We start from the raw sequence: 20,322 nt of genomic DNA on the forward strand, positions 1-20,322 counted from the left end.
GTGGAGATTCAATTCAGAAAAGCTTAGAAGAAATGAGAGGTTTGAAAAAAGTTTCTTTTAAAGATTAATTGGGGTTTTAACAACAAATCCTAATTTGACAGCAGATATAAACCGCACTTACATAACCCTAATTTTTAATAGTCAATCAAGGTTATAGGCATCTATATCACTGCCATTATTTATCACTATTATTTGCAGGAGGTTAAATGAACAGGCTCACTCGCATGATGATCCTGATGATGTTAACAACACTTCTAGTGTTAGGACTGAATCTAGGTTTTCAGCCGCAGATGCAGAGGGTACTTGCTGCTGATCCCTGCTCTTCTCCAGCCAACTCTATAGTTGCTGAAAACTGCCGAGTTGGAAATCCCTCTACTGAATGGGATATTACTGGCATCGGTGATCCAAGTATTCAGGGTTTCGCTACAGATATCAGCGTCAATCGAGGAAACAATGTTTCCTTCAAAATCAAAACTAATGCTACTAACTACCGTCTAGATATTTACCGCATGGGTTACTACGGTGGTAGAGGTGCCCGTAAAGTAGCAACTGTTCAACGTTCGTTAACACAGCCGCAAAACCAACCGAACTGCCTCAATAATGCAGCAACTGGATTGATTGATTGTGGTAACTGGGCAGTATCTGCTTCGTGGACTATCCCATCAAATGCAACCTCTGGGATTTATTTCGCAAAAGTTGTGCGCTCAGACACTGGAGGAGCCAGCCATATCGTCTTTATTGTTCGGGACGATGCTAGTACTTCTGATATGCTCTTTCAGACCTCTGATACTACTTGGCAAGCATATAACGACTATGGTGGCAATAGTCTATATAAAGGGTCGCCTGCTGGTAGGGCATACAAGGTCAGCTATAACCGTCCTTTTAACACCCGCATAGTTGACAGTGGTCAAGATTGGCTCTTCAACGGTGAATACCCAATGGTTCGCTGGCTAGAGTCTAATGGCTATGATGTCAGCTATTTTACTGGTGTAGATAGCGATCGCCGTGGTAATTTAATTCGCAACCATAAGGTTTTTCTGTCAGTTGGTCATGATGAGTATTGGTCAAATAACCAACGCGCCAACGTCGAAGCAGCTAGAAATGCTGGTACTGATTTAGCTTTCTTTAGCGGTAACGAAATCTTCTGGAAAACCCGATGGGAAAACAGTATTGATCCTTCGGTGACACCCTATCGTACTCTTGTTACTTACAAGGAGACGAAGGCTAATGCAATTATCGATCCGCAAACACCTACCTGGACAGGTACTTGGCGCGACCCACGCTTTAGCCCACCTGCTGACGGTGGTCGTCCTGAGAACGCTTTGTCTGGAACAATATTCGAGGTCAACGGGGGTACTAGAGCTATTCAAGTACCTGCGACCGATGGCAAGATGCGCTTTTGGCGCAATACCAACATTGCTACCCAATCGGCGGGGCAGACTGCCACACTGGCCAATGGAACCTTAGGTTACGAATGGGATGAAGACCTTGACAACGGGTTCCGCCCCCCTGGTTTGATTCGCATGTCAACGACCACGGCCAATAACGTCGAAGTTTTACAGGACTACGGGTCTAGTTATGCCCAAGGCACAGCAACTCACCACTTGACATTGTATAAGCATAGCAGTGGGGCGCTAGTGTTCGGTTCTGGAACAATACAGTGGTCTTGGGGTTTAGATGTCAATCACGACAATCCAGATCGAGGTGATTCAACACCAGATGCACGGATGCGGCAGGCAACGGTTAACTTATTCGCTGACATGGGTGTGCAGCCAGCTACTTTGCAGTCTGGCTTGCTTTTAGCCACAGCCTCAACTGATACAACCACTCCTAGCTCAACAATTACTTCGTCAACTGCTGGTGCAACTGTACAAACCGGCAGCCAGATGACAATTAGTGGTACTGCAACTGATATAGGCGGTGGTGTCGTTGGTGGTGTTGAAGTATCTGTAGACGGCGGCACAACATGGCATCCAGCTGTGGGTCGTGGCAACTGGAGCTACACTTGGACACCTGAAACTGCTGGAATAGTAACCATCAAGAGCCGTGCGATCGATGATAGCGGCAATATCGAAAATCCTGGAGCAAGCATTACCGTTAACGTGGGGACACGCACATGTCCTCCAGCTCCAGCTTCTTGCAGTATATGGGATGCTACAGCAACTCCTACCATAGCCGCAGATCCTAGTACCAGTGCTATCGAGGTTGGTGTTAAATTCCGTTCGGATGTCAACGGCTACATCTCTGGCATCCGTTTTTATAAAGGTACTGCCAATACAGGTACTCACGTCGGCACCTTGTGGAGCAACACTGGTACGCAGTTAGCGAGAGCAACCTTCACCAATGAAACTGCTTCAGGTTGGCAACAAGTCAACTTTAGTAACCCAGTGGCAATTACCGCAAATACAGTTTATGTAGCTTCCTACCACACTACTGTTGGGCGTTATGCTTATGATAATGGTTTCTTTACTAATTCTGGTGTAGATACTCTACCGTTACACGCTCTACGTAATGGAGTAAGTGGGGGTAATGGTGTCTACACCTATAGCTCAACCCCAGCCTTTCCCACCTCAACTTACCAGTCAAGCAACTACTGGGTTGACGTAGTATTCACAACTACCCCAACCTCTGACACAACGCCACCAACTGTGAGTTCGACAACTCCCAGCACTGGAGCTACAGGAGTAAGTAATGGGACAAGTGTCACAGCTACTTTCAGCGAAGCAATGGATTCAGCAACAATTAATGGCAGTACATTTGAGTTGCGAGGAGCGAACAATGATTTGGTATCAGCTACTGTTGCTTACAATGCTGCTAATCGCACAGTTACACTGACACCTAGTAGCTCACTTGCAGTTGTGACGACTTACACTGCTACCGTCAAAAGTGGAACCAGTGGAGTAAAAGATCAAGCAGGCAATGCCTTAGCGGCAAACTATAGTTGGTCATTTACTACAGCAGCATCATCTTCTTCCTGTTCATCATGCAGCATCTGGAATAATGCAGCGACTCCTGCCTTAGCCGCAGATCCTGATAATACTGCTATCGAAGTTGGCGTTAAGTTCCGTTCAGATGTCAATGGTTCAATTACTGGCATTAGGTTTTACAAAAGTACAATCAATACAGGTACTCATGTTGCCACCTTGTGGAGCAATGGTGGTACACAGTTGGCAAGGGCAACTTTTAGCAACGAAACTGCTTCAGGTTGGCAGCAGGTTAACTTTACTACTCCAGTAGCGATTACCGCAAACACTACATATATAGCGTCTTACCACACTAATGTTGGACACTACTCTGTAGATGAGGGTTACTTTACTAATGCTGGTGTAGATAATCTACCGCTGCGCGCTCTTGGTAATGCAGCAAGTGGGGGCAACGGCGTTTATAACTATAACTCGAACCCTGTCTTCCCCAACTCCACTTACCAGTCAAGCAACTACTGGGTGGATGTCGTTTTTAGTGCGAACTAGAACACCGAGTTTAGTTAACTCCAGCAGGAGTGAATGAAACTCATAAAAACGGAAAGGCATACAAAATAGGCACTTCCAAAATTTCTAACTTGTAAGAAATTTTGGAAGTGCGCTTTATGCGAAATAAATGCGTGAGGGTTGTAAAATGGGTGATTACAATTTTAAATCAATCAATTTATGCAGATGGTCAACGTTTAATCGCAGTTATTTGATTGGTGGTGATCGCTTTCATACAATTCAAGCCCAATAAGCTAGCTATCTACTGTGTAATCGGCTTTAAAATTTTTATTATTGTTTTTATTTATATTTAGAATTATGGCTAATTTTATAATTGGTGATAAATAATTCTTTACCTTTGTTAGCCTTAATTTGTTTATAATTGTTCATTCCATACTGCAATTCCCACTCAAAGAGATTACAGCATTGAAAATTTTCTCTAATTTGAGGTGAATCATCATAAGTTATTAGCCAACGATGACCGCACTGTATTATCAATTCAGCAAACCTCTGATGCTCAAAAGACGTGTGTAAACCACCAGATTTTCCATATAGCTTGGATTTAGTGGCCGCAAAATAAGGAGGATCTAAAAATATAAATACATCTTTTGCATCTGTCTGTAATAGTTCCCTGTAATCTAAATTAGTAATCTTTACATCTGCTGTTAAAATTGTTTCTAATTTCTTCAGGCGGTCTATGGACGAGTAAGTAAAACGTTTATGAAAAGCTTGCTCAGAAAATCCACCAGATTCTACAGTACCTGAAAAAGTAATTCTATTTAGAATAAAAAAACGTACTGCTCGATCAAAATCAGATAAATTGTTGGTATCTACACTATTTAATTCTTTAAATAGTAACTTCCCATCGGAGTATTTATCTTTAACACGACATATTTCTTCCACTAGCTGAGGTAGATGAGATTGAGTAGATTTCCAAAACATAAATAGCTCATGGTTTAAATCATTAATCCAGATTTTAAGGTGAGGAAATTTTTGCTTTAAGTAAATAAATACAGAACCGCCGCCCACAAAAGGTTCTCGAAACTCAGAAAAGCTATCTGGTAAGTATTCAGTTATCTGGTTAATACCTTTTGACTTCCCACCGGGATAGCGTAGTGGACTTTTTATCATAATTATTGTAACCAATAAAGTTTATAAGTTTAAATTTTCAAAAAAACATACTTGAATTGATGAACGCGCCGCACAGTGACAGCGAAAAGCTTTTGATCTGCCCGAAATGCTTTAAGCCTCCATCAATGCACAGATGAAACACGAGCAAAGTGTATAAGGTTTAAAGCCAAAACTCAATCGACAATATTCTTATACCAATTCTCATCGCGCTGTTTAATATTTTCATTCTCAATTGGAACACCAAACTGAACTATCAGGTCAGTGTGCATAGTGCGCCGTACTTTAATCGCGGTAGACTAAAGCAAATTTAATAAAAAGTCAATAAGTCTTAATTTTCGTTAGAGTGAGATCACAATCAAAGTGTGAGGATTGATACTATATGCGAATCTTACTGGTATATCCAATATTTCCCAAAACCTTTTGGTCTTATGAAAAAATTCTAGAGTTAGTTGACCGTAAGGTTTTGTTACCTCCTTTAGGTTTAGTGACAGTAGCGGCAATTTTACCTCAAGAATGGGAATTTAAACTGGTCGATCGCAACATTCGTCCGGCAACTGAAGCAGAATGGGCATGGGCAGATATAGTAATTTTCTCCGCAATGATTGTCCAGAAGCAAGATTTACTGGAGCAAATTCAAGAAGCCAAGCAACGCGGTAAGCTAGTTGCAGTGGGTGGCCCTTACCCCACTTCTGTACCCCACGAAGTTGAAAATGTCGGCGCAGATTTCCTTATTCTTGATGAAGGGGAAATCACATTACCCATGTTTGTTGAGGCTATTCAACGTGGTGAAACATCTGGTACTTTCCGCACCGCAGAAAAACCGGATGTCACCAGCACACCAGTACCCCGCTTTGATTTATTAGAATTGAATGCCTACGATATGATGTCGGTGCAGTTTTCGCGTGGGTGTCCCTTCCAATGCGAATTTTGCGATATTATTGTTCTCTATGGTCGCAAACCCCGTACCAAAACCCCAGCACAACTGTTGGCAGAATTAGATTACCTCTACGAGTTGGGTTGGCGGCGCGGTGTATTCATGGTAGACGACAACTTTATTGGCAACAAACGCAATGTTAAATTGTTGCTGAAAGAGTTGAAAGTTTGGATGGCAGAACATCAATATCCCTTCCGTTTTGATACCGAAGCTTCAATTGATTTGGCGCAAGATCCAGAAATGATGGAGTTGATGGTTGAATCTGGCTTTGCGGCGGTGTTTTTGGGAATTGAAACGCCGGACGAAGATAGTTTGCAAATGACGAAGAAGTTTCAAAATACCCGTAGTTCCCTGTCTGAAGCGGTGCAAACTATTATTAAAGCAGGGTTGCGCCCGATGGCGGGATTTATTATCGGGTTTGATGGTGAAAAAACAGGCGCAGGCGATCGCATTGTGCGTTTTGCAGAACAAGCGGCAATTCCCTCCACTACTTTTGCCATGTTACAAGCGCTACCCAACACAGCATTATGGCATCGTTTGAAAAAAGAAGGAAGACTGCGGGAAAATCAAGATGGCAATATCAACCAAACAACGTTGATGAACTTCATCCCTACTCGTCCTCTGGAAGATATTGGCAGAGAATATATTGAGGCATTTTGTACCTTATATGATCCAGTGAAATATTTGGATCGCACCTATCGTTGTTTCTTGATGATGGGTGCGCCAAGTTGGCAAGCACCATTCAAAATGCCAGAGTGGATAATTGTCAAAGCACTGCTAACTGTGATTTGGCGACAAGGAATCAAACGCGAAACCCGCTGGAAGTTTTGGCATCACTTGTTCAGCATCATTAAGCGTAACCCAGGAGTTGCCGAACATTACCTTTCTGCCTGCGCCCACAACGAGCATTTCCTAGAATATCGCCAAATTGTGCGTGATCAAATTGAAAGTCAGCTAGCTGAATATTTGGCACAAGGTGCAGAAAAACCATACATACCAGTGAAGGCACAAACAGAGGAAAAAACAAAAGCTGTAGTTAGTTAAATAGAGTTTTGTCAGTGGTCAGTGGTTAGTGGAAAATAAACAACTAACAACTGACAACTAACAACTGACCCGCCTAGCACAAATAAAAGTATGTCAAAATTGAAAAAATTGCTGGGTTGAGAAAGACTGACCATGACAGTAACCACAGCCAAATGGAGTCTAGAAGACTATCACCGGATGATTGAAGTCGGTCTTCTAGTTGATCGTCACGTCGAACTGTTGAATGGAGAAGTTATCAACATGGCACCAGAGGGGCCAGAACATGCCCAACTCAGCACTGATACGGCTGATTATCTACGCGAACTACTGGGTCAGCAAGCATTAGTGCGAGATGCTAAGCCTATTACTTTACCCGAAAGCGGTTCTGAACCAGAACCTGATTTAGCTATTGTTGAACCACATCGAGTCATCTATCGCACCCATCACCCTTATCCAGAAAATATCTTTTGGCTAATTGAGTACGCCAACAGTAGCTTAAGCAAAGATTTAGATGCCAAGCGCAAAACCTATGCAATCGCAGCCATTAAAGAATATTGGGTTGTAGACTTGAAACATCGACAAGTCAAAATCTTTCGAGAACCCGTCAATGACGATTATTGCTCTGAAGTAACATTAACACAAGGAAAAATCAGCCCTTTGGCATTTCCAGAAATTACAGTTTCCATACAGCGATTGTTAGAAGGATAAAACAAAAATCAATGACAATCCTCAATACCCGTAACTTATCCTTAGAAGACGTTCAGCGTCTTTTCGGTTTTCAAAAACAGTACAATAATTCATTTTCTAACCTGTTATCTTTAGAACCTCTCTCGGAAGATGAACAACAAGAACTTCTACAAATTCAGAATGACTTTGACAGATATCTCACAGCAGGCAAAGTTTCCGAAGGACAAATAAAGTTTCTTGTGCTTGCTCCCTTGCTCAGGTTAGCTGGATTTTATCGTTATCCTCTAGAAATTCGTTTAGAAGAAAACATAGCTGATATTGAAGTTGAAGATGAAGATTTAATCATTAAAGGTAGGATGGATATTTTAGCTGTAACCAAAGCTAAACATACAACAGCTAATGCTTATTTTTGGATATTATTGATTGAATCTAAAAACAGTAGTATTGCCCTATCAGAAGGTTTACCTCAATTATTAACATACGCGTATAAAAGCCTGCGGCAACAAAATTCTGTTTGGGGATTAGTAACGAACGGACAATATTATCAGTTTGTGTATATTCAACAAAAAGAGTTGTTAATTTATCAATTAATGCCATTATTGCATTTCATGGAATCTCCCCGTGCCATTGAATCGCTCCAAGTTCTCAAAGCAATTTGTCAGTTGTAAATACCCTTTCAATACTCAGTTGAGTTTCGTACGAATATTTACTTATTTATAGAAACTACTTATTGATTTGAAGTTTATTAAAATCAGCATAGTCTGATACATTGTTAGTAACAATAATTAGACAATTAACCTGAGAAATTGCAGCAATTTGACCATCTGCAAATGATGGTATTTTGCCAATAGTTACCAGATTTGTGTAAGCCTTATATGTTACAATATCTAATCCTTCTACAAAGAGCAGATATCCCGCACTCCACATTAATCAAGTCGTTCATGCTCTCGTCCCATCTTACTCTAAAGGGACTACCCTGACTTACCGCAAACGGACTACCAGGAAGATGTCCTAAAGGGGCTGCATTATCATAGCTTATACTTTTCTCGTTTATCCACCCCCCAAGCATCCATTTGGACGTTATTTGCCATCCAACACAAGTGTAGAAAGCATTCCAGTTTTCTCCTACTTCTAGCCAGATTTTTTTCTGCACACTAAAGCCATATCGACCGTTGCTGTACTTTACCCACAGCTGATCAATCGTCCGTAAGTCGGTACAAGAAAATTCTTCGATTGAACCCATATTCAACCAACCTTCCTTTTTTCTGTTAGCAACTTTTAGCATAACTGCCAGAGTTTCTTGATCTGCTTTTTTCCACTGTCCTGTTTTGAGTAAATCGCGCAACCGCGTATAGTCTACCCCTTTATCAGAAGCTAAGGGTAATTCACTGCTTCCACTGCTTCCATGAAGGCGAGTAGATTCCATACGTCGCCGTCTCTCCGCTTCTTTTTTTCGTTGTAATTTTTCTGCTTCTTGTTGTTGTCGTAGTTTTTCCGTTTCTTCTTGTTGTCGTTGCAAATGTTGTTGCCGTTCTTCTATTTCCCGCTTAAGTTTTTCAGCAGCAACACGAATACCTCTAGCTACATCTGTGAAAGCTTCATGTAGAGAGTGCCAATGTCTTGACACCACAGGTTCAGCATTCTTAGGCAAAGCTTGCAGTTTTGATAATAGCGATCGCGCGCCCGATTGGCTCGCCTTTCCATCCATAAAATCTGCTCTAACCATCGAGACTTGAGATAGTGCTTTTGTCTATCGTTGAGTTCCAAAGTTTCAAATAAATCACTAAATTCTTTCTTTAAAAATATTGAATGATCTTCTTTCTTTGCCAAAATTCACTCCTTAACCACACAAAAAATCTCTATCGCAATTTATATCATGCTTGGTGAATCACTGATAAAATATCATTGTGATCGCCGCGTTAATCACAAGATATCTGAGATTACTTACCTGCGATATCTTCTCTGCGAGGCCTACGCGAACGATTGGCTTCGCCTACGCAATGGCAAGTATTCATTTAATTACGAATTATAATAACTCTGCCATTTGTTGTATATTTACCAAACTATTGGCACACAAAATACCAGAAGCAGCTACCGCAGGTACACCAATTCCCGGCATTGTGCTATCACCCACGCGATACAAACCTTTTATCGGCGTTTGTGTACTGGGAAACATTGCTTTACCTGCTGCGATCGCAGGGCCATAAGTTCCCTGATATCTTCGTAAATAATGGGCATGAGTTAGGGGTGTTCCAATAAGTTCCAATACCACACGCCCACGAATATCTGGAATCACCTTTTCTAAAGCACGATATAAAGATTGCGCTTTCTCTTGTTTCTTCTGTTCATACTCATTATTTCGTTCCCAACCAGCAAAGGGTTCTAAGGTGTAGGCATGAACTACATGATGTCCCTCTGGTGCTAAAGTTTTATCCCACACGCTAGGAATCGAGATCATGCAAGTATTACCAGGTGTTGTGATATCTTGGCTAGAATCGTGAACCGCCACATGATGTCCCGTCAAATTATCTAACCCAGTTGCCTTAATACCTAAATGCAAATGCATAAAGCTGTCAACTGCTGGTGTATTTAAAGAAATTTGCCGGAAAGAAGCGGGCAAATCTTCAGGATTTAGCAAGTGATTGTAGGTATCCCAAATCGTCGCATTGGAAATCACAATTGGCGCTTGCAAAACTTCACCATTTTTTAGCCTTACACCTACAGCTTTACCAGATTCCACCAAAATTTTTTCAACGTGACATCCTAAACGCAACTGACCACCCCAACGTTTTAACCCCCGCACCAAGGCATTCACAATTGCTGCACTACCCCCCACAGGATACTCAACCCCAGCACGGGAACGTTCACCCAGCATAAAAGCAACTTCTGGGGCAATTGTGCCGTGGGCTTTTAACCCAGAAAGCAAAAAACATTCTAAATCAATCAGCCGCCGCACCCAAGGATCTTGAATTGTGGCATCCATGACGTTACCAACAGAAGCTTGCACCAGAGGCAAATAAGGTAACATTTTCGCCAAAGACGGTAAGTAACGTTGCAATAATACTAAAATTACTTGCCAATCAGATCTCAAAGCTAAGGTGGGAATACCTTTCATCGCTCCATACAGACCTAATAAACGTTCTTCAAATCGTTGAAATTCTTCAGCACCTTGGGGCGTAAGTTTATGTACCTCATGACGGTACATCTCAGCATTGCTATAAACTGCAAAAGTAGCTTCTGGAAAGTGGTAATGTCCCAAAGGATCATAGGGTATAACTTGAAGAGATTCACCTAAAGCATCTAGAACTTGTTTAAGAGGGTTCAAACTCTGGGCATCCTTCAGTCCACAATAAAAGGAGGGGCCAGAATCAAATTCAAATCCTCGCCGTTTAAAGCTATGGGCTGCACCACCAGCAATTGTATGACTTTCACATATAATTACTCGTTTGCCATAACGAGCCAGCAAACCAGCAGTACATAACCCACCAATACCGCTACCAATAACTATGACATCACTATCTTGCATGTTTGTTTTTTGTTAGTTGTTAGTTGTTAGTTGTTAGTTGTCAGTTGTCAGTTGTTTATTTTCCACTGACCACTAGCCGCTGACCACCGACCATTAGCCACTAGCCACTGACCACTAGCCACTGACCACTGACCACTGACCACGGACTAGTTATGAATGAACCACTAATTGAACTGAGAGGCATTTCTAAGTCTTTTGGTAGCAATAAAGTTTTAGATAATGTAGATTTGACAATTTACCGGGGAGAAGCACTAGGGATTATTGGCCCTTCCGGGACTGGTAAATCGACAGTTTTACGGTTGATAGCTGGGTTATTGAATCCTGATGAAGGAGAAATTTTTGTACAAGGGGTACGAAGACAAGGGTTGATTGAGGATAGTGCTGATCCAATTGACATTGGCATGGTGTTTCAACAAGCGGCGTTATTTGATTCGTTGACAGTAGATGAGAATGTAGGATTTTTACTGTATCAACATTCCAAGTTACCGCGATCGCGGATTCAAGAACTAGTCAAAGCAAAATTAGAAATGGTCGGTTTATCTGGAATCAGCAATCTCTACCCATCTGAACTTTCTGGAGGGATGCGAAAAAGAGTCAGTTTTGCCCGTGCGATTATGTCTAATCCTGATAGTCTCACAGACGGCCCGGAAGTTCTACTATACGATGAACCAACAGCGGGACTTGACCCCATCGCCTCTACCGTGATAGAAGATTTAATCCGTGATTTGCAACTTGCACACGGGGTTTGTGGTACTTATGTCATTGTTACCCACCAAGAAAGTACGATTCGTCGTACAGCTGATAGACTGGTGTTTCTCTATCAAGGTAAAGTGCAATGGCAAGGTAAAGTTAGTGAAATAGACAGCACAGACCAACCATTAATCAAACAATTTATGAGTGGTAGTGTGCGAGGCCCTATTCAAGTGGTTGGCTAAAAATTCAGAGTAATGAGTTAAAAGTGAAGAGTTAAATTCAACTCATAACTGCTCACTTCTCATTGGTTGTTGGGTGGAGAAAAAAATATGCGAGATCTTATTACAAACCGTTTCACGTCTAGACGAACATTGAGAGAAGGTTCAGTAGGGTTGCTAGTCCTTGTAGGGCTAGGAGCATTTGTGATGATAGTCTTGTGGTTGAATAGATTTACCGCTGCTAGTAGTTCATACAAAGCTATTGTTGAATTTGCCAACGCTGGTGGGATGCAAAGAGGCTCAACAGTTCGATATCGGGGTGTGAAAGTAGGCAGTATTTCTAGAGTTCAACCAGGGCCTAATGCCGTGGATGTAGTCATTGAAATTGCTTCTCCTGATCTTGTGATTCCCCGGAATGTTGTAGTTGAAGCTAATCAAAGTGGATTAATTAGTGAAAGCATTATCGACATCACACCAAAAACATCGCTACCTCCTGGTGCTGTTAATGCAAAGCCGCTAGATAGCAATTGCGATCGCAGCTTAATTATTTGTAATGGTTCTCGGTTACAAGGTCAAATTGGTATCAGTGTTGATGAACTTATTCGCAGTTCAACTGATTTGGCGGCTACATATAGTAATCCTAAGTTTTATCAAAGGTTAAATCAACTTCTAGAAAGCTCAACGCAAGCGACTTCTAGTGTTACACAACTTACTCAAGATCTGCGGGGTTTAAGTAAGAGTTTTCAAGGACAATTAAGCACATTTTCAGCTACTGCCAACTCAGTCCAACGAGCAACAAATGAACTAACTGCATCCACAACGAAAACTGTTAATCAATTAGGTACAACAGCCAGTGAATTTAGTACTACTGCAAATAAAGCTAATAGTTTGCTCGGTAATCTAGATAACCTAGTAACTACCAATCGTTCTATGTTAGTTGGCGCTTTGAACAATATTACTGAAACTAGTAATCAGTTGCGAGTGACAGTCAGTAGCCTATCACCTGCTGTTAATCGGTTAACCCAAGGAGAATTACTCCAAAATTTTGAAACTCTCTCAGCAAATGCAGCTCAAGCTTCAGCTAATTTACGCGATGCCTCTCAAACGTTAAATGATCCTAAGAATTTAGTGTTATTACAACAGACCTTAGATTCAGCAAGGGTTACATTTGAAAATACTCAAAAACTAACATCTGATTTAGATGAATTGACAGGTGATCCTGCTTTCCGCCAAAATCTGCGACAGCTGGTAAATGGCCTCAGCGGCTTAGTATCTTCTACAGATCAAATGCAACAACAAGTAAAAGTTGCTGCGACCTTAGACTCCATGAGAGTAAGTGTTAACAAACAAGATGTTGTAATTCCAAGTTCTTCAACTCCCAAGCAACGAACAGTTACCATTAATCCTTCACCCGCTGCTATTAACATTATTGAAAATAACCCTCAGTTAAGTCCTAATTCTAGTCCGTTGGCTACTAATTCATCTTTAGAAAACTCATCCCAAGAAAAATTATTAAAGCAGTTGCGAGATTACGGAGAGCAACGAGAAAAAGAGAACAAAGCGAAGTAAAAGCATTGAAATGAGGTTAACTTTTGTATTATCAAGCTACAATTAGGATATTGGTTTTATGCCTGCGATCGCTTCTGGTTGCTCTAAAAAATGCCAGGCGATCGCACCTTCTAAGCTACATGTAACTCATGCTGCAAATTTCTCACAAAATCATTCTCCCTGACAACGAAATCGAAACTACCGCGATTCGCTCTCAAGGAGCAGGCGGACAAAATGTTAACAAGGTTTCTACAGCAATCCATTTACGCTTTAATATTGCAGCTTCATCATTACCCGCTTTCTACAAAGAGCAGCTTTTGCAGCTGAACGACCGACGCATCACCCAAGAGGGGGTTGTTGTTATTAAGGCTCAAGAACACCGCAGCCAAGAAAAAAACCGAGAAGAGGCATTAAAAAGACTTAAAGACCTCATCAAAAGTGCAGTCATACTACCCCAAAAGCGTAAACCCACCAAACCAACTCGTAACTCTCAAAAAAGACGACTTGATCACAAAAGTAAGCACGGACAGATTAAGTCTAATAGAGGACAGGTTAGAGATTATTGAAATGGCAATTAACATTTGAAAATAATTGCACTCTGCATCACCTGATGGCAAAATCTACCAATGGAACAATACCAACTCAGTTTACAAAACTGGCCGCCAGAAAATTATATCAAAGCCTTTAAGTTCGCAGCACACGCACATCAAGGGCAGAAAATACCAGGCTCAGAAATACCTTACATCATGCACTTGAGTTTTGTGAGCATGGAAGTAATTGCAGCACTCAATGTAGAAAAAGAAAATAACGGAGACCTTGCCATTCCATGTGCGATTTTACATGACATGATCGAAGATACTGATACTACTTTTGAGGAAATAAAAGCCGAATTTTCCCAAGTAATAGCTGATGGGATACTTGCGTTGACTAAAAATGAAAGTTTGGCAAAACATCTGCAAATGGCAGATAGTTTGCGGAGGATAAAAGAGCAACCGCAAGAAATTTGGATGGTGAAATTAGCAGATAGAATCAGCAATCTCCAAGCACCACCATCTCATTGGACTATAGACAAAATTATTCGTTATCGAGAAGAAGGTATTCAAATTCATGAAGCTTTGAAGGATGCAAGTCCTTTTCTAGCTTCACGTTTAGCTAATAAAATTGCAGATTACAAGGCGTTTATCCAGTAAGTTTAAAGGTACTTTTGGTAATATTCTTCTATCGCGCCTACTACTTTTAATAATGGTGAATCTAAGGGTTCAATCCAATCTGCTACTTCACGAGCTAGTCCAAGAGTTGAGACTCCTGCCGATGGTTCCAGATTACCATTTAGTGTCTTATCTCTAACAGACTGTAGGTTATTGACCAGATGATTTAAACGCTCTGAATGTCCAAACTCAGGTTGTTTAATTTGCTGTTCTGTACGGATTTGTTCGGCAATTTTAATAGCTTGATCAAGCAGCTTGATAAATTCTTCTGTCTTGGTTTTCATAAATTTTACGGACAACTAAAATCTTTGATGACGATATTTTGTCCCTCAGACCACTTAATATTTGGATCTCTTGTATCTTTAATAAAAGTCTGTTGACCACCACCAGGATAGCATTGTGTGGGGGTTTGAGGGGCAACAATGCCTTGATAAACTGTCATTCCTGCTGGCAAAGTAACTGGTTGTATCATAGTGGCTTTATTGCCCCATGATTGATCAAGAGCTAGATTCTTGATTACTTCTACATTTGTTTTATATTGGTCAGCTGTTAAATATCTACCATATCTATTTTCAGTACTACTATAATAACGATAAAAAGTTTGAGGTTGTTCTAGTTTAACTTCCTGACATTTAGAGTTAAGGAAAGTAATGGCAATTTCTGATGGAAGAGGGCATGAAGAACTAATTTCTTCAGCAAGAACTCGTGATGAATTAAATACAAAACGTGGCAAGAAATTGACTGCCAACAAATTGCTAAAAATGCTTAAACCAATGCCTACAGAGATCGATTTAAATTTCACGTACACTTTACCTCTCAAGTTTTTGTGAATACATCAAATTTATTAAAATAATGGCGATGTCAGCCAATAGTTTAATCTGCTAGCTTATCTTCTCTCACCAAAGTAGAAAAATCAAGAACAGATAAGACAGTTAAGGAAATTAATAAATAAATGTTGGAGACAGTTAAGACAGTTAGTCAACCTCTTCCCTGGGGGATACTTCGTGAATAGGTAATTAAAAATCTTCCAAAAAGGTTACTCTACCTCTATACTATTGAGAAAATTGAGTTATGCTCAAAATTTTTGCTGATCGGGGTGGGACGTTTACTGATCTTGTTGCTGTTACTAATCAGCAGGCAATAATAGACAAATTGTCAAGATATCCTGAACGTTTTTTAATAGTTCCCCTTCCTAACCAACAATGGATTATCGTCTATAAATTACTTTCAGAAAATCCCGAACAGTATCAAGATGCAGCTATTCAAGGCATTCGGGATATGATGAGCCTTGCCAGGAATGAACCCATTCCTACACAATTAATAGAAGTAGTAAAAATGGGGACAACAGTAGCGACAAATGCTCTGTTAGAAAGAAAAGGCGATCGCCTGGCACTTTTAATCACCAAAGGTTTTAAAGATGCACTACGAATTGGCTACCAAAATCGTCCGGATATCTTTGCTCGTCATATAGTTTTACCAACTATGCTTTATGAGCAAGTTATTGAGGTAAATGAGCGCTATGATGCCCATGGTCATGAATTAGTTCCAGTCGATATTCAACAAGTCAAAAATGACTTACAAGCGATTTATAACCTTGGCATTCGTAGTTGTGCCATTGTTTTGATGCATAGCGATCGCTATCCCTACCACGAAGAACAAGTTGCTCAAATTGCTGAAGATATTGGATTTACACAAATTTCAGTATCCCATCAAGTTAGTCCTTTAATGAAATTAGTTAATCGAGGAGATACAACAGTTGTAGATGCTTACTTAACTCCTATTTTGCGTCGCTATGTTAACCAAGTAGCTAGTCAATTACCCAACGTCAAATTAATGTTTATGAAATCTGATGGTGGTTTAGTTGCAGCCCAACAATTTCAAGGCAAAGATAGTATTTTAAGTGGCCCGGCTGGTGGTATTGTCGGCGCAGTTCAAACTAGTAAAAGAGCAGGGTTTGAGTTAGTAATTACCTTTGATATGGGAGGAACCAGTACAGATGTAGCCCATTTTAAAGGAGAGTATGAACGACAACTAAATTCAGAAATTGCTGGGGTGCGGATGCGAGTTCCCGTATTAGCAATTAATACTATTGCTGCTGGCGGCGGTTCAATTCTCTTTTTTGATGGTTCTAGTTATCGTGTCGGCCCAGAATCGGCTGGATCAAATCCTGGCCCTGCTTGTTACCGACGGGGTGGGCCATTAGCAGTTACAGATGCTAATGTCATGTTAGGCAAAATTCATCCCCAATATTTCCCTTCTATCTTTGGGAATGATGGCAATTTATCCTTAGATAAAAATATTGTTATTCAGAAATTTACACAATTAGCTCAAGAGATTAAAACTGCCACAAATAGTACTAGTAGCCCTGAACAAGTAGCTGCTGGATTTATAGCGATCGCTGTCGAAAATATGGCCAATGCAATTAAAAAAATTAGCCTACAACGGGGTTATGATGTTACCCAATATGTGCTTTGTTGTTTTGGTGGGGCTGGAGGACAAGTTGCTTGTTTAATTGCCGATACCCTAGGGATGAAAAAGATATTTATTCATCCTTATGCAGGAGTTCTCTCTGCTTATGGAATGGGATTAGCTGATGTCCGGGCAATGAGAGAAAGCGGAGTAGAGCAACCTTTAAAGCAAGCATTAATTCCTCAATTACAGCAGTTAATGGCATCTTTAGAAGCCCAAGCTAGAAGTGAATTAAATTCAGAAACAGGAACCATTGCAGAAGAAGTAGTTAAAAAATTAAATTTAAAATATGAGGGTACTAACTCTACTTTAAATGTAAATTTTGCCTTGAATATACTAGTGATGCGGCAAGAATTTGAGATAGAACATCAATCTCGCTATGGTTTCATCCAATTAGACAAAAACTTAATTGTAGAGTCTGCTTCAGTAGAAGTAATTCAGAAAATGGATACTCCTGAAGAACCGTTAATTACTCGTAATCGTGCGATAGATGAAATACCCAAATCTATTGAGATAGTCAAAATGTTTACCAGTGAACAGTGGCACAATACGCCCGTTTATCGCAGAGAAGATTTACAGCCGGATGATAGAATTAATGGCACTGCAATCATTGTCGAAAAAATTAGTACGATTGTAGTTGAGCCTAATTGGCAAGCACAGTTAACTAAACATAATCATTTAGTTTTAGATCGGCTTACTTAAATTTCTGCTCCATTTGGAGATACTTGGGAACACCGACTAGTTCTTGAAAATCTTGAAAATTAACCAAGTCGGGAAAATTAGTTGTCGTTCCCTGTTCTTTTAAGTGGCGTAAGCAAGCTGTCATCACTTGCGTTACTGCTAACAAACCAGTGAGTGGGAAAAATACAATTTTAAAGCCCAATTGTTGTAACTCAGAAGCAGAAAGTTGGGGGGTTTTACCACCTTCAACAATATTGGCCACCAGTGGTATATCGGGAAAAGTAGCGGCTATAGTTTGCAGTTCTTCAATAGACTGGGGTGCTTCCACGAATAGTATATCTGCCCCGGCTGCGATGTAAGCTTGACCACGAGCGATCGCTTCTTCTAAACCCAGTGGCCCACGAGCATCAGTACGGGCAATAATTACCAAATCGCTGTCACCACGAGCTTCTACTGCGGCTCGAATTTTTCCTGCATGTTCTGCTGTTGGGATGACTCGCTTTCCTTCAAAGTGACCGCATTTTTTTGGCCACTCTTGGTCTTCCAAAAGTACTCCCGCAACCCCCAACTGTACAGCATCCTTAATTGTACGGATGACATTCAAAGCGTTGCCATAACCAGTATCCAAATCGGCAATCAAGGGAATACTAATTGAGTTGGCAATTCGTCCTACACTATAGAGCATTTCAGTAGCAGTGAGAAAACCGTAATCTGGTAAACCCAATGTAGCAGCGGCAATCCCAAAGCCGCTGGTAGCCGCTACTTCAAATCCTACCTGTTCAACCAACTTAGCACTCAGACAGTCGTAAACCCCAGGAATAACGATAATTTCCGGACGTGCCAGTAACTGCCGCAATTTTTGTCTAGCAGACATAAAGCAATATCTAATGCAGAGAAAGCAAGTAACATTTTGAGAATACAGCGAGTTAGCTCACTTTAAATGTGAAGTCCTTTTACGGTAACTGTTGCAAAGTTAAAACTTTTTCATATTTCTACTGATAGGGTCAAAACCTCTAGAAAAAATAGTGCTGTCATCATAACAAGCACCAGTTAGATCTGCTCCGTACAATTTGGATAAGTTGAGTTTGGCTCCTCGGAGATTTGCTTCCTTCAATTTGACACCACTTAAGTTCGCTCTAGTTAAGTTGGCTTGGGCTAGGTTAGCTCTACTTAAGTCGGCTCCCCAAAGTTTGGCTTTGGCTAAGTTAGCTCTACTTAAGTCGGCTCCCCATAAATTGATTCCAGGTAAGTAGGCTCCAATCAGCTTAGTTTTACTTAAGTCTGTTGCTGGAAAATATCTTTCTCCTGCGGTATAACGCCGCTTCAGTTCTTCAGCATCCATGAGTTGTGTTAACCTTCTTCAATAAAAAAGAAGCAATTTGTTGCCATTCTTGATTTAACTCTCCTGAAAACTCTGGCTGGCCGCTGCGTTGATACCAGTAACGAGCATTTCTCAGATCACCCTCTTGACGGTGTAGATAGGCATGAACCCAGGCACTATCAGCATCGCTAGCATTTTGAACTATTTCATGAGCTTGGTTCCAATCACCTTGCTTGTCATGCCACAAGGCTCGCAACGCTTTCGGTAGTGTCTGGGGACATGAGCGCTGTTTTTCGATCAATCGTAGGAATTCCTCTGTAGTCATGATCGCCACTCAATAAGATCAAACCTCTATTTCCAAGATACTCCTCGATTGGCTGAGATGCGATCGCATTTTGGGTATTTTTTGTGTGTCTTAATAATGGCGGGACACTACCAAGCTGCGTTTCTGCCTTGATACAGGTTGCTACACTTGCTCATCATTTTCAACAATTGCCCCAAGTAGAGATGCGATCGCCCTTTCAATACGTTGCCATCCAATCGGTGAACTGAAATCAATTCCTAAGAATGTATCGCTGACTTTGGTTCGCATAACCAGATAAACAATTCCAGCAATCAAAACTGCACTGATGGCAGGGATATCTTTATCTGGGGGGAAGGAATACTTTTGCTTGAGAAATTCCAAACTTTCAATCGCCACTTGATCGCGCACTGTTGCTAACTCATGCGTCAACTCATTGCCTTGGAGTAACTCCCAACGCATAATCTCTTGTGTAATGGGTCGTTCTTGCAAGTCATACATAAAGCGTGTCAGCAACAATACCATCCAATCAGTCAGCGATTCGGCATCGAAGGTGGTTTCATCCCCAATTAATTCTTCAACTGTAATCCAGTAGTTACCTTCCTTGCCAAAAGTTTGTAGCAACGAGGGAAGATTCTCAAAATATCGATAAATCAAAACTTTATCAACTCCCAATACGGTTCAGTTAAGGCTCAAAATCATGTAAATTAGGCATTGTTACCAAGAATGGAAATTAAATGCCGTGCATCTGAGGGATTTTTCATTGGTGTCTCCTGATATACAAAATACTGAGTTGCTGAAAGCAATCGAAATGGCTATTCCAGCAACGGCAATTGAACAGGCGATCGCTAATACCAAAACCGAAGAGGAACGCACGCGATCGCTACCAGCGCAGTTAATGGTCAGTCTGGTAATAGCAATGAGCCTGTGGTCGAGAGATTCGATGCGGGATGTACTCAAAAACTTAGTAGATGGTCTTTCTGTGGCATGGGTAAAAGTTGGCAAATATTGGCGAGTCCCTTGTAAATCAGCAATTACCCAAGCTCGACAAAGATTAGGTGCAAAGGTGATGAGCCAATTGTTTCATCAGCTGGTAAAACCAATGGCAACGGGTG

General features: G+C 40.9%; 19 protein-coding genes. 10 read left to right on the forward strand and 9 right to left on the reverse strand.

The window, feature by feature from the left end; genetic code table 11:
- Positions 1–206: 206 nt before the first annotated feature.
- Positions 207–3,470, forward strand: coding sequence for a N,N-dimethylformamidase beta subunit family domain-containing protein (locus I8751_RS26100; protein ID WP_214441996.1), 3,264 nt, complete (start codon positions 207–209; stop codon positions 3,468–3,470).
- A gap of 297 nt (positions 3,471–3,767) precedes the next feature.
- On the opposite strand, the gene I8751_RS26105 is transcribed toward I8751_RS26100, so the two are convergent.
- Positions 3,768–4,598 (reverse strand): DNA adenine methylase, encoded by an 831-nt coding sequence (locus I8751_RS26105; RefSeq protein WP_214441997.1) that lies wholly within the window; start codon positions 4,596–4,598, stop codon positions 3,768–3,770.
- Positions 4,599–4,977: 379 nt separating this feature from the next.
- Here I8751_RS26105 and I8751_RS26110 point away from each other — a divergent pair, with 379 nt between their 5' ends.
- From I8751_RS26110 to I8751_RS26120, 3 genes are all read left to right on the forward strand, one after another.
- Positions 4,978–6,576: a B12-binding domain-containing radical SAM protein gene (locus I8751_RS26110; RefSeq protein ID WP_214441998.1), complete on the forward strand. Its 1,599-nt coding sequence runs from the start codon at positions 4,978–4,980 to the stop codon at positions 6,574–6,576.
- A gap of 132 nt (positions 6,577–6,708) precedes the next feature.
- Positions 6,709–7,263, forward strand: a complete 555-nt coding sequence (locus I8751_RS26115; protein WP_214441999.1) for a Uma2 family endonuclease — start codon at positions 6,709–6,711, stop codon at positions 7,261–7,263.
- Between the two features lie 11 nt (positions 7,264–7,274).
- Positions 7,275–7,910 (forward strand): restriction endonuclease subunit R, encoded by a 636-nt coding sequence (locus tag I8751_RS26120; RefSeq protein ID WP_214442000.1) that lies wholly within the window; start codon positions 7,275–7,277, stop codon positions 7,908–7,910.
- A 203-nt stretch (positions 7,911–8,113) separates the two neighbouring features.
- Here the strand turns inward: I8751_RS26120 and I8751_RS26125 are convergent, their stop codons facing one another.
- Together I8751_RS26125 and I8751_RS26130 are read right to left on the reverse strand one after the other, a co-directional pair.
- Entirely contained in the window at positions 8,114–8,950 is an 837-nt protein-coding gene (locus I8751_RS26125; protein WP_225894421.1) for a GUN4 domain-containing protein, read from the reverse strand.
- Positions 8,951–9,268: 318 nt separating this feature from the next.
- Positions 9,269–10,768 carry a phytoene desaturase family protein gene (locus tag I8751_RS26130; protein ID WP_214442002.1) on the reverse strand — a complete coding sequence of 500 codons (1,500 nt, stop codon included), beginning with the start codon at positions 10,766–10,768 and terminating at the stop codon, positions 9,269–9,271.
- A 152-nt stretch (positions 10,769–10,920) separates the two neighbouring features.
- On the opposite strand from I8751_RS26130, the gene I8751_RS26135 reads away from it, so the two are divergent.
- The 4 genes from I8751_RS26135 to I8751_RS26150 all read left to right on the forward strand — a co-directional run bounded on the left by I8751_RS26135 (position 10,921) and on the right by I8751_RS26150 (position 14,417).
- Positions 10,921–11,703: an ABC transporter ATP-binding protein gene (locus tag I8751_RS26135; protein WP_214442003.1), complete on the forward strand. Its 783-nt coding sequence runs from the start codon at positions 10,921–10,923 to the stop codon at positions 11,701–11,703.
- Between the two features lie 87 nt (positions 11,704–11,790).
- Positions 11,791–13,248, forward strand: a complete 1,458-nt coding sequence (locus I8751_RS26140) for an MlaD family protein (RefSeq protein WP_214442004.1) — start codon at positions 11,791–11,793, stop codon at positions 13,246–13,248.
- A gap of 128 nt (positions 13,249–13,376) precedes the next feature.
- A complete protein-coding gene (arfB, locus tag I8751_RS26145; RefSeq protein ID WP_214442005.1) occupies positions 13,377–13,793 on the forward strand; it encodes an alternative ribosome rescue aminoacyl-tRNA hydrolase ArfB in 417 nt (138 codons plus the stop codon).
- 60 nt (positions 13,794–13,853) lie between these two features.
- Positions 13,854–14,417, forward strand: coding sequence for an HD domain-containing protein (locus I8751_RS26150; protein WP_214442006.1), 564 nt, complete (start codon positions 13,854–13,856; stop codon positions 14,415–14,417).
- Positions 14,418–14,419: 2 nt separating this feature from the next.
- On the opposite strand, the gene I8751_RS26155 is transcribed toward I8751_RS26150, so the two are convergent.
- Together I8751_RS26155 and I8751_RS26160 are read right to left on the reverse strand one after the other, a co-directional pair.
- Complete coding sequence (locus I8751_RS26155; protein WP_214442007.1) at positions 14,420–14,719, reverse strand: hypothetical protein; 300 nt, start codon at positions 14,717–14,719, stop codon at positions 14,420–14,422.
- A gap of 5 nt (positions 14,720–14,724) precedes the next feature.
- The gene (locus tag I8751_RS26160; RefSeq protein WP_214442008.1) at positions 14,725–15,237 is read right to left on the reverse strand and encodes a hypothetical protein; all 513 of its coding nucleotides are present in this window, start codon (positions 15,235–15,237) and stop codon (positions 14,725–14,727) included.
- Between the two features lie 269 nt (positions 15,238–15,506).
- Here I8751_RS26160 and I8751_RS26165 point away from each other — a divergent pair, with 269 nt between their 5' ends.
- The gene (locus I8751_RS26165) at positions 15,507–17,606 is read left to right on the forward strand and encodes a hydantoinase/oxoprolinase family protein (RefSeq protein WP_214442009.1); all 2,100 of its coding nucleotides are present in this window, start codon (positions 15,507–15,509) and stop codon (positions 17,604–17,606) included.
- Here I8751_RS26165 and I8751_RS26170 read toward each other — a convergent pair.
- The 4 genes from I8751_RS26170 to I8751_RS26185 all read right to left on the reverse strand — a co-directional run bounded on the left by I8751_RS26170 (position 17,599) and on the right by I8751_RS26185 (position 19,882).
- Positions 17,599–18,459: an isocitrate lyase/PEP mutase family protein gene (locus I8751_RS26170; RefSeq protein WP_214442010.1), complete on the reverse strand. Its 861-nt coding sequence runs from the start codon at positions 18,457–18,459 to the stop codon at positions 17,599–17,601. The two genes, I8751_RS26165 and I8751_RS26170, sit on opposite strands and share 8 nt — an antisense overlap.
- 99 nt (positions 18,460–18,558) lie before the next feature.
- A complete protein-coding gene (locus I8751_RS26175) occupies positions 18,559–18,927 on the reverse strand; it encodes a pentapeptide repeat-containing protein (RefSeq protein ID WP_214442011.1) in 369 nt (122 codons plus the stop codon).
- On the reverse strand, positions 18,917–19,231 hold the full coding sequence (locus I8751_RS26180; protein ID WP_214442012.1) for a hypothetical protein: 315 nt from the start codon (positions 19,229–19,231) through the stop codon (positions 18,917–18,919). Before I8751_RS26180 ends, I8751_RS26175 begins: the two co-directional genes overlap by 11 nt.
- Before the next feature lie 141 nt (positions 19,232–19,372).
- On the reverse strand, positions 19,373–19,882 hold the full coding sequence (locus I8751_RS26185) for a TetR/AcrR family transcriptional regulator (RefSeq protein WP_225894422.1): 510 nt from the start codon (positions 19,880–19,882) through the stop codon (positions 19,373–19,375).
- A 136-nt stretch (positions 19,883–20,018) separates the two neighbouring features.
- Between I8751_RS26185 and I8751_RS26190 the strand changes: the two genes are divergently transcribed.
- On the forward strand, positions 20,019–20,322 hold a 304-nt coding region (locus I8751_RS26190; RefSeq protein WP_214442020.1), incomplete at its 3' end, for a transposase domain-containing protein.

Source organism: Atlanticothrix silvestris CENA357, from assembly GCF_016056295.1.
Taxonomy (GTDB): Bacteria; Cyanobacteriota; Cyanobacteriia; order Cyanobacteriales; family Nostocaceae; genus Atlanticothrix; species Atlanticothrix silvestris.

Excerpts from the sequence above, each read along its gene's own strand:
- I8751_RS26170 (WP_214442010.1), bottom strand. The coding sequence starts at position 18,459 with ATGTCTGCTAGACAAAAATTGCGGCAGTTACTGGCACGTCCGGAAATT.
- I8751_RS26175 (WP_214442011.1), bottom strand. The coding sequence starts at position 18,927 with ATGGATGCTGAAGAACTGAAGCGGCGTTATACCGCAGGAGAAAGATAT.
- I8751_RS26110 (WP_214441998.1), top strand. The coding sequence starts at position 4,978 with ATGCGAATCTTACTGGTATATCCAATATTTCCCAAAACCTTTTGGTCT.
- arfB (WP_214442005.1), top strand. The coding sequence starts at position 13,377 with ATGCTGCAAATTTCTCACAAAATCATTCTCCCTGACAACGAAATCGAA.
- I8751_RS26140 (WP_214442004.1), top strand. The coding sequence starts at position 11,791 with ATGCGAGATCTTATTACAAACCGTTTCACGTCTAGACGAACATTGAGA.
- I8751_RS26155 (WP_214442007.1), bottom strand. The coding sequence starts at position 14,719 with ATGAAAACCAAGACAGAAGAATTTATCAAGCTGCTTGATCAAGCTATT.
- I8751_RS26165 (WP_214442009.1), top strand. The coding sequence starts at position 15,507 with ATGCTCAAAATTTTTGCTGATCGGGGTGGGACGTTTACTGATCTTGTT.
- I8751_RS26130 (WP_214442002.1), bottom strand. The coding sequence starts at position 10,768 with ATGCAAGATAGTGATGTCATAGTTATTGGTAGCGGTATTGGTGGGTTA.
- I8751_RS26180 (WP_214442012.1), bottom strand. The coding sequence starts at position 19,231 with ATGACTACAGAGGAATTCCTACGATTGATCGAAAAACAGCGCTCATGT.
- I8751_RS26135 (WP_214442003.1), top strand. The coding sequence starts at position 10,921 with ATGAATGAACCACTAATTGAACTGAGAGGCATTTCTAAGTCTTTTGGT.
- I8751_RS26120 (WP_214442000.1), top strand. The coding sequence starts at position 7,275 with ATGACAATCCTCAATACCCGTAACTTATCCTTAGAAGACGTTCAGCGT.
- I8751_RS26125 (WP_225894421.1), bottom strand. The coding sequence starts at position 8,950 with ATGGATGGAAAGGCGAGCCAATCGGGCGCGCGATCGCTATTATCAAAA.
- I8751_RS26105 (WP_214441997.1), bottom strand. The coding sequence starts at position 4,598 with ATGATAAAAAGTCCACTACGCTATCCCGGTGGGAAGTCAAAAGGTATT.
- I8751_RS26150 (WP_214442006.1), top strand. The coding sequence starts at position 13,854 with ATGGAACAATACCAACTCAGTTTACAAAACTGGCCGCCAGAAAATTAT.
- I8751_RS26115 (WP_214441999.1), top strand. The coding sequence starts at position 6,709 with ATGACAGTAACCACAGCCAAATGGAGTCTAGAAGACTATCACCGGATG.
- I8751_RS26100 (WP_214441996.1), top strand. The coding sequence starts at position 207 with ATGAACAGGCTCACTCGCATGATGATCCTGATGATGTTAACAACACTT.